We start from the raw sequence: 14038 nt of genomic DNA, 5'->3' as shown, positions 1-14038 counted from the left end.
GCGGCGTCAGGCGAGCGCGCGGCCGACCGTGGCCTCGATCGTCTCGCGCAGGTAGCGCGCCGCCAGCGCGACCGTGCGCGCTGCGCTCTCCGGCGTCGGCTGGAGCGCCGGCGCGACCTCCATGACGTCGCCCCCGATCAGGCCGACCTCGCGCCCGAGCCGGCGGATGAGCGCCACGACGAACTCGGGCGACAGGCCGTCCGGCTCCGGCGTCCCCGTGGCGTCGGCGTACGCGGCGTCCGTGCCGTCGATGTCGTTCGAGAAATACACGCCCTCGACGCCGGTGCTCTTCACGTGGGCCACGATGGCGTCGAGCGCCGCCGCCGGATCGGCGCGGCACTCGGCCGCCCAGAACTGCCGCACGCCGTAGCGGCTCTCCCAGTGCTCGCGCGGCTTCTGCGACGCGCGGACCCCCACCTGCGTCAGCCGGCCGCCCCGCCCGACCAGCTCGTTCGCGTGGTACGACCACGTGGCGAAGCAGTACGCGATCCCGAGCCGCTCCTCGAGGAGATCGGTGTGCGCGTCCGGCTGGACGATGCCCCACGGCCGCTTCCGCGCGCGGGCGAGCGCGCGCGCGACCGGCAAGGCCGTGGAGTGATCGCCGCCGAGCACGATGGGTGCGACGCCCGGGTTGATCGAGAAGACGAGATCGAGCGCGCGCTCCGCGATGGAGAGCGGCGAGACCGGCAGCCGCGACGCCACGGGCTCGGGCACGCCAGGGTAGAGCGCGCGGCGCGAAGCGGCCTTCTGCGCCTCCGAGAGCATGTCGTCGTGCAGGAGCTGCGGCACGACGAACACGTCGCCGATGTCGACGAGCCCGACCTCGCGCGCCCGCTCGGGGAAGTCCGGGAAGGCGTCGAGGAGCGCGGTCCGGATGGCCTGCGGGCCCATGTTGGAGCCGCGGAGGAACCCCGCGCCGACGTCGGAGGGCACGCCGAGCAAGACGGCGCGCGCGCCCGCGATACGGTCGAACGACGCGCGGAACCGCGCGAGGACCTCCTCCTCGGTCGCGGCGCCGTAGAGCCGCCGCTGGACCTCGAGCTGCTGCGCGCGGCCGGTCGAGACGAGGTAGAGGCCTCCGGCCGCCGGGCGCAGCAGGAGCGCGAGCTCTTCTTGCGGGGTCATGCCCGACGAGGGTACGCGCCCCTCAGGGGTCCGCCAGCGAAAGGGCGGAGGGAGGGAGAGGGAAGCGCTCGGCCGTGAGGTGAGGGACCGGCGCGCTCATCGCCGCGGGCCAGCTGGCGCCGCACGCGACGACCCGGAGCGCGCGCAGCACCCCGGCGTGCGCGACCAGGAGGTGCGGGCGCGCGCGGGACGCGACGTCCGCGCCGTCCGCGCCGCCGATCTCGCGCCAGAACGACCGCACCCTGGACTCGACCTCGAGCGCCGACTCGCCCCCGGGCGGTCCGACGCGCTCCCAGCCGTCGAGCCACGCGGCGTACGCGGCCGGGTCGTCGCGCTCGATGTCCGAGAAGGCGCGCCCCTCCCACGCGCCGTAGGAGATCTCGAGGAGGCGATCGTCGATCGCGCGCGGAACCCCGAGGCGCGCCGCGAGCTCGGCGGCCGGGAGCGCGCAGCGGGAGAGCGGCGACGACCAGACCACGCCGGGGCGGACGCAGAGCTCGTGGAGCGCGCGCTCGATCGCGGCCGCTGCAGCCTCCGGGGGGAGCTCCGTGGCGGCGTCGAGGCGGCCGTAGCAGACGCCGGAGAGCGCGACGGGGGCGTGGCGGAAGGCGATGAGGCCGTGGGTGAGGGGATCCACGCGCGCGCCCGCGGCTCAGCCGCCCCGCACGAGCGCGAGGGCGAGCAGCGCGGCGCACTCGGCGATCTGCTGCGCAGCGCCCAGGAAGTCGCCCGTGAGCCCGCCGGCGCGGGCGTGGAAGCGGAGGCCGCAGATCGCCGCGGCGGCGGCGGCCGCGACGAGCATGCCCGCCGCCTCGGCCGCCGTGAGGGCCCCGGCGGCGTGCGCCGCGGCGAGCGCGAGCGCCGGCCAGAGCGAGCCGAGCAGCGCCTGCGGGAGCGCTGCCTGCGCCACCGGGCGGCTGCGCGAGCCGCTCTGGGTCACGTAGGGCAGCGCGACCATCAGCCAGATCGGCGGGGTGCGCGAGAGGCACTGCGTCAGCACGAGGGCGACGGGCGCCGCGGCGTCGAGCCGCGCGAGCAGGGCGACGCGCAGCACGAGGACCACGATCAGCGCCGCCGCGCCGAACGCGCCGATGCGGCTGTCCTTGAGGATCTCGAAGATCCGAGCGCGATCGAGCGCGCCGCCGAGCGCGTCGGCCGTGTCCGCGAGGCCGTCCTCGTGGAACGCCCCGGTCAGCAGCAGCCCGAGGGCCACGGTGACGCTCGCCGCGACGAGCGCGCCGCTCCGATCGACGAGCAGCCACACCGCGGCCTGGACGGCGCCGAGCGCGGCGCCCACGAACGGGAACCAGGCAGAGGCCCAGCGCCAGTCCGCCTCGGCGTAGGGGAAGCCGCCGACCGGGACGCGCGTGAGGAAGGTCGCCGCTGCGCGGGCGCCGCGCAGCACCGGCGGCGTCGTCATGGAGTCCCGGGCCGCGCGCGATCCGGCACGCTCGCGCTCGCGAACGTCGCCATGCCGGCGTGGAGGGCGCAGGCCGCGTCGAGGAGAGGCAGCGCGGCCAGCGCCGCGCTCGCCTCGCCGAGCCGCATCCCGAGGTCCAGCAAGGGGCGCGCGTCGAGCGCCGCGAGGACGTGGGCGTGTCCGCGCTCGGCCGAGCGGTGGGCGAAGATCATGCCCGATCGCGCCTCGGCGCACATCCGGACGAGCGCGAGCGCCGCCGTCGAGACGATGAAGCCGTCGACGAGCACCGCCATGCGCCGCTCGATCGCCCGCGCCATGGCGCCCACCAGCGCGGCGATCTCCTTCCCGCCGACCGCCTGCACGACGCGGTGCGGGTCGGTGCGCTGGACGCCCGAGGCCTCCTGCGCGCGTCGCGTCGCGTCGCGCACGACCTCGATCTTGCGCGACAGCGCGTCACCGGAGACGCCGGTCCCCGCCCCGACGACGTCCTCCGGCGCGATCCCGAGGAGCAGCGCCGTGATGGCCGCCGCCGCGGTCGTGTTGCCGATGCCCATGTCGCCGAGCAGGACGACGCGCGTGTCGCCGCCGAGCGCGTCGATCTCCGCGGCGCCCGCGCGGAGCGCGCGCTCGTAGACAGCCTCCGAGAGCGCGTCCTCGACCCGCAGGTCGCCGATGGGATCGTCGGCGACCGGATCGCGCCGCAGCCGCGCGCCATCGCCGCCGTCGACGCGCTCGTACGGGTGGGCGACCCCGACGTCCACGACCCGCAGATCGACACCGAGGTTCCGGCAGAGGACGCTGGCGGCGGCGCCGCCGCGCACGAAGTTCGCGACCATCGCCGCCGTGACCTCTGGCGGGTACGCCGACACGCCGTGCCGGGCGACGGGGTGATCGGCGGCGAAGAGCACCGCCGCCGCAGGCCGGCTCGCGGGCGCCCCGCCCTGGATGCCGGCGAGCGCCACGGCGAGGTCCTCGAGCACTCCGAGGCTGCCGCGCGGCTTGGTCAGCGTGTCTTGCCACGCGCGCGCCGCGCCCACCGCGCTCGCGTCGAGCTCCGGGAAGACCCAGTGAGGCGACAGAGCCATGTCCGGGTTCTCTACTCCGACACGCCGGCGAGCGGGCACGGCGCTGCGGACTCCTTACAGAAACAGGAGTCCTTCGGTCCTATCGGTGGAGCTGAGGGGGATCGAACCCCTGACCTCATGACTGCCAGTCATGCGCTCTCCCAGCTGAGCTACAGCCCCGGTCGTTGGGAGCGGCATATCTACAGCCTCTCGCGCCGCTTGTCTCTACTTTTTTTCGACCGGCGCGTTTTTGTGTCCGAGGGCGTCGGTTCGAGGCTGTTTGTGCCTGTTTGTGCCCGTTTGCGTGCGTTTGCGCCCGTTGCCGGGTGGGTGCTCCCAGCGGCGAGCTCCGCGCGGCCTGGCGGCGATGCGGCCGCCGGGCCGCGGGGCGCTCAGAAGTTCATCAGCTTTGCCAGGTAGTACTTCATCGTCTCGGTCGTCCCGCCGCCGATGCGGAGGAGCCGCTGATCGCGCCAGGCGCGCGCGATCGGGAAGTCCTCGATGTAGCCCCAGCCTCCGTGGAACTGCAGGCAGGTGTCCACGACGTCGTTCGCCACGTCGCCGGCCAGGATCTTCGCCATCGAGATGAGCTTCACCGTGTCGAAGCTGATCGGCACCTTCCGCACGTACCGCTCGTCGTTGTAGTGGTCGACGCACTTGTAGGCGAACGCGCGCGCCGCCTCGCAGCGCGTGTACAGGTCGACGAGCTTGTGCTGCCACGACTCGCGCTTGATGATCGGCTTGCCGAACGCCACCCGCTCGCGCCCGTACTCGACCGTGCCGTCGAGCGTCATGAACGAGCTCGCGATCGCGCTCACCGCAGCGACCAGCCGCTCGGTCTGGAAGTTCTGCATCAGGTACGCGAAGCCCTGATCGGGCTCGCCGAGCAGGTAGCGCCCCGGCACCCGCACGTCCTCCAGGAAGAGCTCCGCGGTGTCCGAGGACTTGTTGCCGATCTTCTTCAGCTTTTTCGCGACGTTGAAGCCGCGGAGCGCCGTCGGCACGAGGAAGAACGAGCAGCCGTGGGCGCCCTTGTCCGGCGACGTCTTGGCGAGCAGCGTCACGAAATCGGCGCGCGTCCCGTTCGTGATGAACGTCTTCTGCCCGTTCAGCACGTAATCATCGCCCTCCTTGCGCGCGATCGTCCGGATCCCGGCCACGTCGCTGCCGGCCGCCGGCTCGGAGACGCCGAGCGCGGCGATCTTGTCGCCCGCGAGCGCCGGCTTGAGGAACTCCTCGATCTGCTCCTTCGTGCCGATGTCGCTGATCACCGGGGTCGCCATGTCGCTCTGCACGAGCAGCCCCATCGAGACGCCCGCCATCGTGCAGCGCACGAGCTCCTCGGCCTTGGCCGCCGAGAACCAGTAGTCGAGCCCGGCGCCGCCGTGCTCCTCCGGGAAGTGCGCGCCCAGGATCCCGAGCTCGCCGGCGCGCTTGAACACCCAGCTGGGAAAGCACTCCGACGACTCCCACTCCTCCACATGAGGAGCGAGCTCCTTCTCTGCGAAGGCCCGCACCGTCTTCCTGAACTGCTGATGTTCTTCCGTGAACGGCTGCCACATCGCGAACCCCTCCTCGCCGGCACGACCGAGATGATTCGTACACGAAACATTTTTCAGCGCAAGCGCTGCACCTCGGCGCTTCTGCCGCGCCTGGTCCGCCGCACGGGCCGCGCGGGGAACCCCGCGGATCGCGCGGCGTCCCACGGGGTAGGGGACGCGCGGGAATGCGCGGCGTCCCACGGGGACCGCGCGGAGCCCCATGGAAAACGAGGGCCGATGGCGCGGCGCGCGACCGTGCGGGGCGCGGCGCGAGCGGCGCGAGCGGAACGAGCGGAAGAAGAACCGCCGAAGAGCGAAAAATGAATCGGCACGCGCATCCATCCACGCAGTCTGCCGGCTCTGCTAGCCTCCGGGCCACATGCGACTCCTCGTCCTGTCCCGCAACGCGTCCCTCTATTCGACGAGCCGGATCGTGCTCGCGGGGCGCGCGCGTGGTCACGACGTCAGCGTCATCGATCCGCTCGATTTCCAGATCGTCGTGTCGCGTGGCCGCCCGTCGTTGCTCGTCGGTGGTTCGGCGGTGCCCCGCTTCGACATCGTGATCCCGCGCATCGGCGCCAGCATCACGAACTACGGCCTCGCCGTCGTCCGTCAGTTCGATCTCATGGGCGTCCCCGTCCTGAACGGCGCCGTCTCGATCGCGAGGAGCCGCGACAAGCTGCGCGCGCTCCAGCTGCTCACGCGCCGCAAGCTCAACGTGCCGATCACCGTGTGCGCCCGGAGCCCGGCCGGCGTCGAGGCGGCGCTCTCGCTCGTCGGCGGCTGCCCCGCGATCGTGAAGCTCCAGCAGGGGACCCAGGGCATCGGCACCATGCTCGCCGAGACGCCCCACGCCGTGCACGCGCTGCTCGAGACGTTCTGGGCCATGGGCCAGGACATCGTGCTCCAGGAGTACGTGCGCGAGTCGAAGGGGCGCGACATCCGGGTCATCGTCGTCGGCGGCCGCGTGGTCGCCTCGATGCGCCGCGTCGCCAAGCCGGGGGAGTTCCGCTCGAACCTCCACCGCGGCGGCAAGGGTGATCGGGTGAAGCTGCCGCGCGCCTACCGCAGCGTCGCGATCCGCGCCGCGAAGGCGATGGGCCTCGAGGTCGCCGGCGTCGACATGCTCGAGGCGCGCTCCGGGCCCAAGATCCTCGAGATCAACAGCTCGCCCGGCCTGGAGGGGATCGAGCGCGCGAGCGGCGTCGACGTCGCGGGCGCGATCATCAGCTACGCCGAGCGGTACGCGGCGGAGCAGCGCGGCCTCAGCCGCCGCACGCTCGAGGCGCGGATCGCCGAGGTGATCCACGACGAGCGCATGCCGGCGCCGCGGCGGCTCAGCCGCGCGGCGGCCGAGAACGGGGCGGGCGCGAGCCGCCGGAAGGCCGCGGCGCTCACCGGCGGGAGGGGCGCGCGGAGGGCCCTCTCGTGACCTTGCGGGTCGAGGCGGCCGGCGATGCGGTCGTCCTGACCATCGATCGTCCCGAGCGCAGGAACGCCATCGACAGCGACTTCGCGGGCCGCCTCGGCGAGGCGATCCGGCGCGCCAGCGCCGACCCGCGCGTGCGCGGCGTCGTGCTCACCGCGACGAGCAGCGACGTCTTCGTGGCGGGCGGCGACATCCGCGAGCTCCACGCGCTCGCCGCCGGCGGCGCGGACGGGGGCGAGGTCCTCCGGCTGTTCGAGGGCCTCGCGGCCTTCGAGGAGAGCGAGGTGCCGATCGTCGCCGCCGTGCAGGGCGACGCGCTGGGCGGCGGCTGCGAGCTCTTGCTGCTCTGCGATTTCGTCGTCGTCGAGGAGCACGCCGCGCTCTCGTTCCGGCACGTCAAGATGGGCCTGTCCCCGGCCTGGGGCGGGCTGACGCGGCTCTGCGAGCGGGTGGGGCCGCTCGCGGCGGCGCGGCTGCTCCTGACGGCGGAGAGGATCGACGCCGCCGAGGCGCTCCGCGTCGGCCTCGTGAGCGAGGTCGTCCCCACCGGCGCGGCGCGGAGCCGGGCGATCGCGCAGGTCGGCCGCATCGCCGAGGGCCCGCGCGCGTCGGTCGCGGCCATGAAGCGGTCCCTGCACAAGGTGCGCGAGGCGCTGCGCGCCTCCGCCGCCGAGGTCGAGCGACGGGCGTTCGCCGAGCAGTGGAACGGCCCGGAGCACCGGCGTGCGATGGATGCGTTCCTGAGCAAGAAGTGACGGTGGCGCGGCGTGGAGGGCGCGGAGCGGCAGGACCCTGAGGGCGCCGAGCCCCCGCTGGAGGGCGCGGAGCCCGCGCCTGCGAGCGCCGAGGCCGCGCCTGCGAGCGCCGAGGCCGCGCCTGCGAGCGCGCTGCTCCCGCCCGCGCCGCCGACGATCGAGCACTTCATCGGCCGCCGCCCGCACCTGCGGGCGCTCCAGCGCGCCGCCGAGGCCCTCGTGCTGGAGCGGCCCGTCGCCGTGCTCGTTCACGGCGCCGCGGGCATGGGAAAGAGCGCGCTCATCCACCACTTCTTGATGGGGCTCCGCCGCGACAAGGGGCCGGTCGTCCTGCGGGGGCGCTGCGCGCTCGGGGCGGCCGAGTCCTACAAGGCGTTCGGGGGCGTGATGGAGGCGCTGAGCCGCTTCCTCCGGCGGGTCTCGGACGACGAGGTGGAGCGCCTCCTGCCGCGCGACGTCCGCGCGCTCGCCCGGGTGTTCCCGGTGCTCTCGCGCGTGCCGGCCGTCGCGTCGGCGCCGCGCCCGAGCGAGTCGCCCGACGCGCAGGAGCTGCGGCAGCGCAGCTTCGCCGCGCTCCGCCAGCTGCTCTGGCGGATCGCCGAGCGCAGCCCGCTCGTCGTGGCGATCGAGGACCTGCAGTGGAGCGATATCGACAGCGTGGCGCTCCTGCTCGAGCTCACGCGGCCTCCCGACGCGCCCGCGATGATGTTCCTCGGCAGCTTCCGGGACGAGGACGTCGCCACGAGCGCGCCGCTCCGCGCGCTGCTCGACGGGATGGGCCTCGAGCGCCGGGACGCCGAGGCCGAGGCCGCCGGCGCGCGGGGGCGGATCGAGTCGGCGCGCCGGGACGGCGAGCTGCGCGAGATCGCGGTCGGCCCGCTCTCGCCGCTCGAGGCCGAGGAGCTCTCGCTCGCGCTCCTCTTCGCGCGCGACGACGTGACCCGCGCGCGGGCGGACGCGATCGCCCGCGCCTCGCGGGGCAACCCGCGGCTGCTCGGCGAGCTCGCCCGCGACGCGCAGGAGCTCTCGGGCGAGGACGGCGCCCGGGGCGACTCTGCGTGGGGCAGGGCGCTCGACGCGCGGCTCCGCCGCCTGCCGGAGCAGGCGCTCCGGCTGCTGGAGGTGATCGCGGTCGCCGGGGAGCCGATCGACGCGGCGGTCGTGGCGCGGGCGGCGAAGCTCCGCGACGACGAGCGCGCCCCGGCGATGACGCTGCTGCTCATGGAGGACCTGATCGCCGCGCGGCGCGCCGGCGAGGGCGAGCTCGTCGAGGCGTCGCACGACAGGGTGCGAGCGGCCGTGGTCGGCCGGCTCGGCCCGGTGCAGCTCGCGGCGCGGCACCGGCGGCTAGGGCGGGCGCTGGAGGCGCTGGGGACGGCGGACGCGGAGGCGCTCTCGCGGCACTGGCTGGGCGCGGGGGACGCGGCGCGGGCGGGGCGGCTCGCCGAGCGCGCGGCCGAGGAGGCGGCGGAGGCGCTCGCGTTCGAGCGCTCGGCGCGGCTCTACGAGCTCGCGCTCGGCCTGCGCTCGCGCGAGGCGGATGTCCCCGAGGCCGAGCGGCGCGCGCTCGGCGTGCGGTGCGCCGACGCCCTGGTCAACGCGGGCAAGAGCGCCGAGGCGGCGAGGATCTACGCGGCGGCGGCGGAGGGGGCGGGCGGCGCGCTCTCGCTCGAGCTCCGCCGGCGGGCCGCGGAGCAGTACCTGCGGAGCGGGCACATCGACGAGGGGATCGAGCTCGTCCGCGCCGTCCTCCGGACGGTCGGCCTGTCGTTCCCGGAGACGCCGCGGCGCGCGCTGGTGGCGCTGCTCCTGCACCGGGCGGAGCTGCGCCTCAGGGGCCTCCGGTTCCGCGAGCGGTCCGAGGCGGAGGTGCGGCCGGAGGACCTCGCGCGCATCGACGCCTGCTGGACGGTGACGGTGGGGCTGTCCGGCGTCGACATGGTCCGCTCCGCCGAGTTCTCGGCGCGCGCCCTGCTGCTCGCGCTGCGGGCCGGCGAGCCGTACCGCGTCGGCCGCGCGCTCGCGTTCGAGGCCTCGTCCGCGTGCATGATGGGGGCGCCGGGCCGGGCGCGCGCGGAGGAGCTCGTCGCCGCGGTGCGGGCGCTCTCGGAGCGGCTCGACAGCCCGCACCTGCTCGGCCTGTCGATGATGGTGTCGGGCATGCTCGAGGCGTTCACGGCCGGGCGCTGGAAGGCGGCGTCCGCGTGGTACGAGATCGCCGACGAGCTCCTGCGCGACCGCTGCGCCGGCGTGTCCTGGGAGCTCGCGACGACGCAGCTGATGGCGTCGTGGGCGCGGTACTACCGCGGGCAGATCGACGCGCTCGCGCGGACGACACCGGCGGTGCTCCGCGCCGCCGAGCAGCGGGGGGATCTCTACGCGGTGGCGATCTTCAGCGCGCAGGCGACGTGGGTGGCGCTCGCGTCGGACGACGTGGCGGGCGCGCGCGGCGCGATCGCGGGGGCGCTGTCGAGGTGGACGACGTCGGGGTTCCACCTCGAGCATTTCGTCGGGCTGCTCGGCGAGACCTACGTCGACCGGTACGCGGGCCGCGCCGGCGCCGCGATGAAGCGCCTCACGGACGCCTGGCCGAGGATCGAGGGCTCGATGCTGCTGATGATGCAGAACAGCCGGGTGATGGCCCACGTCGAGCGCGCGTGCACGGCGCTCGCCGTGGCCGAGGCGGCGCCCGAGCCGGAGCCGCTGATCCAGGCGGCGCTCCGGGACGCCGCGGCGCTCGCCCGGGAGAAGACGGCGTGGTCGGACCCGTTCGTGCCGCTGATCCGCGCGGGCGCAGCCGAGCTGCGCGGCGACAGGGAGGCGGCGATCGCGCAGCTGGAGGCGGCGGCGGCCGGGTTCGACGCGGCGGACATGCCGCTCTACGCGGCGGCGGCGCGGCGCCAGGCGGGCGAGCTGCTCGGCGGGGAGAAGGGGCTCCAGCGGCTCCTCGTGGCGGACGCGGTGATGGCGCGGGAGCGGATCAAGAGCCCGGCGCGGTGGGCGGCGATGCTGGCGCCGGGGTTCGGGCGGGGCGAGCGGGTCGGCTGGGGCTGACCCGTCCGGCGGCGGTCGGGGAGCCGCTAGCCCGAGTCGCCGCCCGGCAGCGGGCCGAACTGCTTCTCGTAGGCCGCGAGCCGGGCGGCGAGACGCTTCGCCTCATCGCCGGCGGCGCGAGCCTGCTCTTCGGCGGCGCGAGCCTGCTCTTCGCCGGTCTGCAGCACGCGCCCATGGGCATCGATCCAGCGCAGCCAGTCGACGGCGAGGCCGCGGTACGTGCCGTGGCGCACCCCGAGGCGCAGGCCGAGGCACGCGCTCACGACGTCGCCGTTCGTCTCGGGCGGCATCGGCAGGTAGGACCGCGTGGCTCGATCGAGCACATAAGCCTCGAGCACGCCCGAGAACGGATCGAACAGGTAGTACTCCGGCACGTGCAGGAGCTTCGCGTAGATCCGCATCTTGTCGCCGCGATCGACGGCCTCGGTGCTCTCGGAGAGCAGCTCGATCACCACGTCGGGCGTCCTCCCGTCCTCCTGCCAGACGACCCAGGATTTGCGCTCGCGCCTGTTGGTGTCGAGCACCACGAACACGTCGGGGCCTCGGAAGTCGTTCTTCTTCGCCTGCAACTCGCTGAAATAGATGGCCATGTTGCCGGCGACGTAGACGTCGTCGCGGTCGCGCCAGAACAGCTTCAGCACCTCGATGAGCAGGTCCATCTGCGCGCGGTGGCGCTCGGATTCCATCGGCTCTCCATCGTCGTACGGGAGCTCGTCCTCGCCGGGCGGGGGAATCGGGATGAAAGAATTCTCGCTCTGGAAGGGCATACGTCGCTCCAGGCGCAGCGTACCCCATGCCGCGTGCGGGCGCAGCCGGGCGGCTCGTGCCGCTCCATCCGGCGGCTCCGGCACGAGGGCAGGCGACGTCAGGCGTCAGCGCACCGCCAGCACCACCTCGTGGGCCTCGGTCTTCGCCGGGATCTCCCAGCGCTCGATCATCCGGCGGATGACCGCCTCCGGCACCGCCGCCTCCCGCGCCCGGTTCTGCGCGAACAGCGTCGATGCAGGCACCTCCACGTAGACGACGCGGATCCTCGCCCCGTAGTCGGCCGCCATCTGCAGCAGCGGGCCGCGCCGCTGCCGCGAGAGGTTCGTCGCGTTCCACACGAAGCGCTCGCCGCGCCGCAGGTATTCCTTCGCCCGCTCGCGCGCGGCCTGGACCACCTGTCCCTGCGTCTCCGCCGGATCGATCTCCAGCTCGCTCCGCAGCGCGTCCAGGGAGACGACCGGCCAGTCGGCGAGGTGGTGGCGAACATAGGTATCCTTCCCGGCGCCCGGGAGCCCGCTCATCACCACGACCTCGGAGCGCGTGTCGTCGTAGACCTCGACGTCCGGGTGGCGCCCGCCGGCGGGATCGGAGCGGAAGTACACGAAGCGCGTGTGAGACGAGGCGAAGGACCGCGGCGCGGTGTAACACCCCTCCTCGCGACAGAACTCGCGGAAGAGCTCGATGTTGTCGACGACGCGCCCCATGTCCGCGCAGACGCGCCCTCGGATGTCGGCCTCGGCCACGAGCGCGAGCAGGTCGCAGCGGGCCTGGAGGCTGATCTCGGCGGCGACGCGCCGCGCGTCGTCGCGCTCGATGAGATAGAACGGGATCTGGTGATAGCGCACGAGCGCGCACACCTGCTCGCGCAGCGCGAACGGCGCGCCGAGCTCCCAGAGCAGGCGGCGCGCGAGGAGCTCCCCCGCGCGAGAGTGGCCCTTCGCCGTGATCCGCCCGTCCTCCTCGCGGGTGGTCGCCGGCTTCGCCACGTCGTGGAGGAGGCACGCGAGGTACACGACGCGCTGCTCCTCGGCCGGCAGCGCCTGCCACTCGGGCAGCCCGAGGAGCGTCTCCAGCACCATGCGGGTGTGGATCCAGACGTTGCCCTCGGCGTGGTGGATCGGGTCCTGCGGGCAAGCCTCGAGCGCGCGGACCCAGTCGAAGACCTGGAGCTCGTTCCAGGGGACACGCCCCGGATCGGGCGTGAGCAGGTCGAGGAGCGACGACGCGGAGGACATGACGGAGGACCCCTGGCGAGCGCGCGATCGGCTCCGCGTTCGGCGCCGCGCGCGTGAGGGCCGTAGCATGTCCGCTCCGGGACGCCGGTGCTACCCTGGCACCGCCATGTCCGCCAAATACCCTCGCTCGTTCCACCTGCCGTGGTCCCCCGGCGGAACGTCCGACGACAAGAGGATGGCAGACGTGTCGGGGTTGCTCGGCGTCGAGATCGTCATCACCGAGAAGTGCGACGGGAGCAACCTCACGTACACGCGGGCGAGCGTCTTCTCCCGCTCGCACTCGGGTCCTCCATCCCACCCGAGCTTCGACCTCGCGAAGGCCACGCACGCGAGCATCGCGCACCTGCTCTCGGAGGGCATGTCGCTCTTCTGCGAGTATTGCTATGCGATCCACTCCATCGAGTACGAGGCGCTCCCGGGGTATTCGCTGGTCTTCGGCGTGCGGGACGACGTGCGGGGCCTCTTCTGGGAGTGGGACATGGTCGTGGCCCAGGCGAACGATCTCGGGCTCCCCACGGTGCCTGTCCTGTTCCGGGGCACCGTCGAGGGCGAGCGCGAGCTCGAGGCGCTGACGACCGCGCTCGCGCGCGAGCCCTCCGCGTTCGGCGGCCCGCGCGAGGGCGTGGTGGTGCGGGCCGCCGGCGAGTTCCCGGACGCGGCGTTCCAGCGGCGGCTCGCCAAGTGGGTGCGGCGCGGGCACGTGCAGACGGACGAGCACTGGATGCACCAGGAGATCCGGCCCCAGCGCCTCGCCCCGGGGCCGGCGCCGGCCTTCGCGTCACCGCCGTGAGGCCAGCGCCGCGAGCCGATCGCAGAGGCCCTCGCGGATCGGGCCGTAGGCCCTGCGGTACTCCTCCCAGTCGAGGCGCTCGTCCGCGACGATCTCGCGCCAGTACGGGTTCGCGGCGCCGTAATCGTGGAGGACGCCGGACTCGGCGATCTGCACGGCGAAGAGCGGCACCCGGAGGGCGTGGAAGAGCTTCTTCTTCGAGGCCTCCGGCTCGTCGTCGAAGCGGGCGCCGGCCTTCTTGAAGTCCGACGCGGAGCGGCTCGCGGCCGACGCGGCGAGCTTCTTCCTGTCGAGCTTGAACGGGAAGGGCGGCCTTCCTTCCTTGAGCCGGTGCTCGGGCGGCAGGAACAGGCACTCGAGCGCGAAGACGCTGTGCTCGGCGATGGCGTCGCGAAAGGTGTCGAGGCCGTGGACGACGACGTTGACGCCCGGCGCAAAGGCGAGGTCCTGCCGCGCGTCGCGCCGCGCGAGGACGGCGACGAAATCCTCGTCCGACGTCGCGGACGCGGTGCCGTACACGCGCGACCCGGCGCGGAACACGCTGTGGACCTCGCCGTCTTTGCGGCCGAGGACGCGGAGCACGGTGGAGAGGCTCATGGCAGCGGCCTCGCTCGAGGGACGGCGAGCATCGCGCCGTTCCCATCCCCGCGCAACGGGCGGCGCGCCCTCGACCTCCGCGACGCCCGCCCGCCCGCTCGCGAGCGCGCGCCGGCCGGAGCGCCGCCGAGGCGCGCGCGGTGCTCCTCTCGGCAGCTTCCACGGCTCGTGGCGAGCGCGAGCTTTCGGCGACCGTGACTCTCCTGTGAACCTGGTGTTTCCTCGACCATGGTAGTCCCGTGCGCGGCGCCGCCTCGCCG

At 74.0% G+C, this 14038-nt stretch carries 12 protein-coding genes and 1 tRNA gene; 4 read left to right on the top strand and 9 right to left on the bottom strand.

Translation table 11 applies throughout. The annotated features are described in order from the left end of the window. Positions 1–6: 6 nt before the first annotated feature. From WME82_RS37045 to WME82_RS37020, 6 genes are all read right to left on the bottom strand, one after another. Positions 7–1125 carry an arginase family protein gene (locus WME82_RS37045; protein WP_437741212.1) on the bottom strand — a complete coding sequence of 373 codons (1119 nt, stop codon included), beginning with the start codon at positions 1123–1125 and terminating at the stop codon, positions 7–9. A 22-nt stretch (positions 1126–1147) separates the two neighbouring features. Further along, positions 1148–1762: a histidine phosphatase family protein gene (locus WME82_RS37040; protein ID WP_438039172.1), complete on the bottom strand. Its 615-nt coding sequence runs from the start codon at positions 1760–1762 to the stop codon at positions 1148–1150. A gap of 15 nt (positions 1763–1777) precedes the next feature. Then, positions 1778–2545 carry an adenosylcobinamide-GDP ribazoletransferase gene (locus WME82_RS37035; RefSeq protein WP_437544678.1) on the bottom strand — a complete coding sequence of 256 codons (768 nt, stop codon included), beginning with the start codon at positions 2543–2545 and terminating at the stop codon, positions 1778–1780. Continuing rightward, a complete protein-coding gene (gene cobT, locus WME82_RS37030) occupies positions 2542–3630 on the bottom strand; it encodes a nicotinate-nucleotide--dimethylbenzimidazole phosphoribosyltransferase (protein ID WP_438039171.1) in 1089 nt (362 codons plus the stop codon). Before cobT ends, WME82_RS37035 begins: the two co-directional genes overlap by 4 nt. Before the next feature lie 86 nt (positions 3631–3716). After that, positions 3717–3789: transfer RNA gene (locus tag WME82_RS37025), tRNA-Ala, on the bottom strand. A gap of 212 nt (positions 3790–4001) precedes the next feature. Then, complete coding sequence (locus WME82_RS37020; protein WP_012239515.1) at positions 4002–5171, bottom strand: acyl-CoA dehydrogenase family protein; 1170 nt, start codon at positions 5169–5171, stop codon at positions 4002–4004. Positions 5172–5529: 358 nt separating this feature from the next. On the opposite strand from WME82_RS37020, the gene WME82_RS37015 reads away from it, so the two are divergent. From WME82_RS37015 to WME82_RS37005, 3 genes are read left to right on the top strand one after another with little or no spacing between them, the layout of a single operon-like run. Then, entirely contained in the window at positions 5530–6582 is a 1053-nt protein-coding gene (locus WME82_RS37015; protein ID WP_437294676.1) for a RimK family alpha-L-glutamate ligase, read from the top strand. After that, complete coding sequence (locus tag WME82_RS37010) at positions 6579–7334, top strand: enoyl-CoA hydratase/isomerase family protein (protein ID WP_438039170.1); 756 nt, start codon at positions 6579–6581, stop codon at positions 7332–7334. Before WME82_RS37015 ends, WME82_RS37010 begins: the two co-directional genes overlap by 4 nt. A 12-nt stretch (positions 7335–7346) precedes the next feature. After that, the gene (locus tag WME82_RS37005) at positions 7347–10388 is read left to right on the top strand and encodes an ATP-binding protein (protein ID WP_438039169.1); all 3042 of its coding nucleotides are present in this window, start codon (positions 7347–7349) and stop codon (positions 10386–10388) included. 26 nt (positions 10389–10414) lie between these two features. Here the strand turns inward: WME82_RS37005 and WME82_RS37000 are convergent, their stop codons facing one another. Next, on the bottom strand, positions 10415–11155 hold the full coding sequence (locus WME82_RS37000) for a Uma2 family endonuclease (RefSeq protein ID WP_438039168.1): 741 nt from the start codon (positions 11153–11155) through the stop codon (positions 10415–10417). Positions 11156–11260: 105 nt separating this feature from the next. After that, positions 11261–12391 carry an AAA family ATPase gene (locus WME82_RS36995; RefSeq protein ID WP_438039167.1) on the bottom strand — a complete coding sequence of 377 codons (1131 nt, stop codon included), beginning with the start codon at positions 12389–12391 and terminating at the stop codon, positions 11261–11263. A 175-nt stretch (positions 12392–12566) separates the two neighbouring features. Here WME82_RS36995 and WME82_RS36990 point away from each other — a divergent pair, with 175 nt between their 5' ends. Next, complete coding sequence (locus tag WME82_RS36990) at positions 12567–13181, top strand: RNA ligase family protein (protein ID WP_438039166.1); 615 nt, start codon at positions 12567–12569, stop codon at positions 13179–13181. On the opposite strand, the gene WME82_RS36985 is transcribed toward WME82_RS36990, so the two are convergent. Continuing rightward, positions 13170–13778: a hypothetical protein gene (locus tag WME82_RS36985; RefSeq protein ID WP_437741203.1), complete on the bottom strand. Its 609-nt coding sequence runs from the start codon at positions 13776–13778 to the stop codon at positions 13170–13172. The two genes, WME82_RS36990 and WME82_RS36985, sit on opposite strands and share 12 nt — an antisense overlap. Positions 13779–14038: the final 260 nt, after the last annotated feature.

The organism is Sorangium sp. So ce128, assembly GCF_051525245.1.
Taxonomy (GTDB): domain Bacteria; phylum Myxococcota_A; class Polyangia; order Polyangiales; family Polyangiaceae; genus Sorangium; species Sorangium cellulosum_B.
The sequence above is the reverse complement of the archived record's forward strand: the minus strand, read 5'-3'. Positions and strand labels throughout refer to the sequence as shown.

Excerpts from the sequence above, each read along its gene's own strand:
- WME82_RS37015 (WP_437294676.1), top strand. The coding sequence starts at position 5,530 with ATGCGACTCCTCGTCCTGTCCCGCAACGCGTCCCTCTATTCGACGAGC.
- WME82_RS37035 (WP_437544678.1), bottom strand. The coding sequence starts at position 2,545 with ATGACGACGCCGCCGGTGCTGCGCGGCGCCCGCGCAGCGGCGACCTTC.
- WME82_RS36990 (WP_438039166.1), top strand. The coding sequence starts at position 12,567 with ATGGCAGACGTGTCGGGGTTGCTCGGCGTCGAGATCGTCATCACCGAG.
- WME82_RS37045 (WP_437741212.1), bottom strand. The coding sequence starts at position 1,125 with ATGACCCCGCAAGAAGAGCTCGCGCTCCTGCTGCGCCCGGCGGCCGGA.
- WME82_RS36995 (WP_438039167.1), bottom strand. The coding sequence starts at position 12,391 with ATGTCCTCCGCGTCGTCGCTCCTCGACCTGCTCACGCCCGATCCGGGG.
- WME82_RS37020 (WP_012239515.1), bottom strand. The coding sequence starts at position 5,171 with ATGTGGCAGCCGTTCACGGAAGAACATCAGCAGTTCAGGAAGACGGTG.
- WME82_RS36985 (WP_437741203.1), bottom strand. The coding sequence starts at position 13,778 with ATGAGCCTCTCCACCGTGCTCCGCGTCCTCGGCCGCAAAGACGGCGAG.
- cobT (WP_438039171.1), bottom strand. The coding sequence starts at position 3,630 with ATGGCTCTGTCGCCTCACTGGGTCTTCCCGGAGCTCGACGCGAGCGCG.
- WME82_RS37000 (WP_438039168.1), bottom strand. The coding sequence starts at position 11,155 with ATGCCCTTCCAGAGCGAGAATTCTTTCATCCCGATTCCCCCGCCCGGC.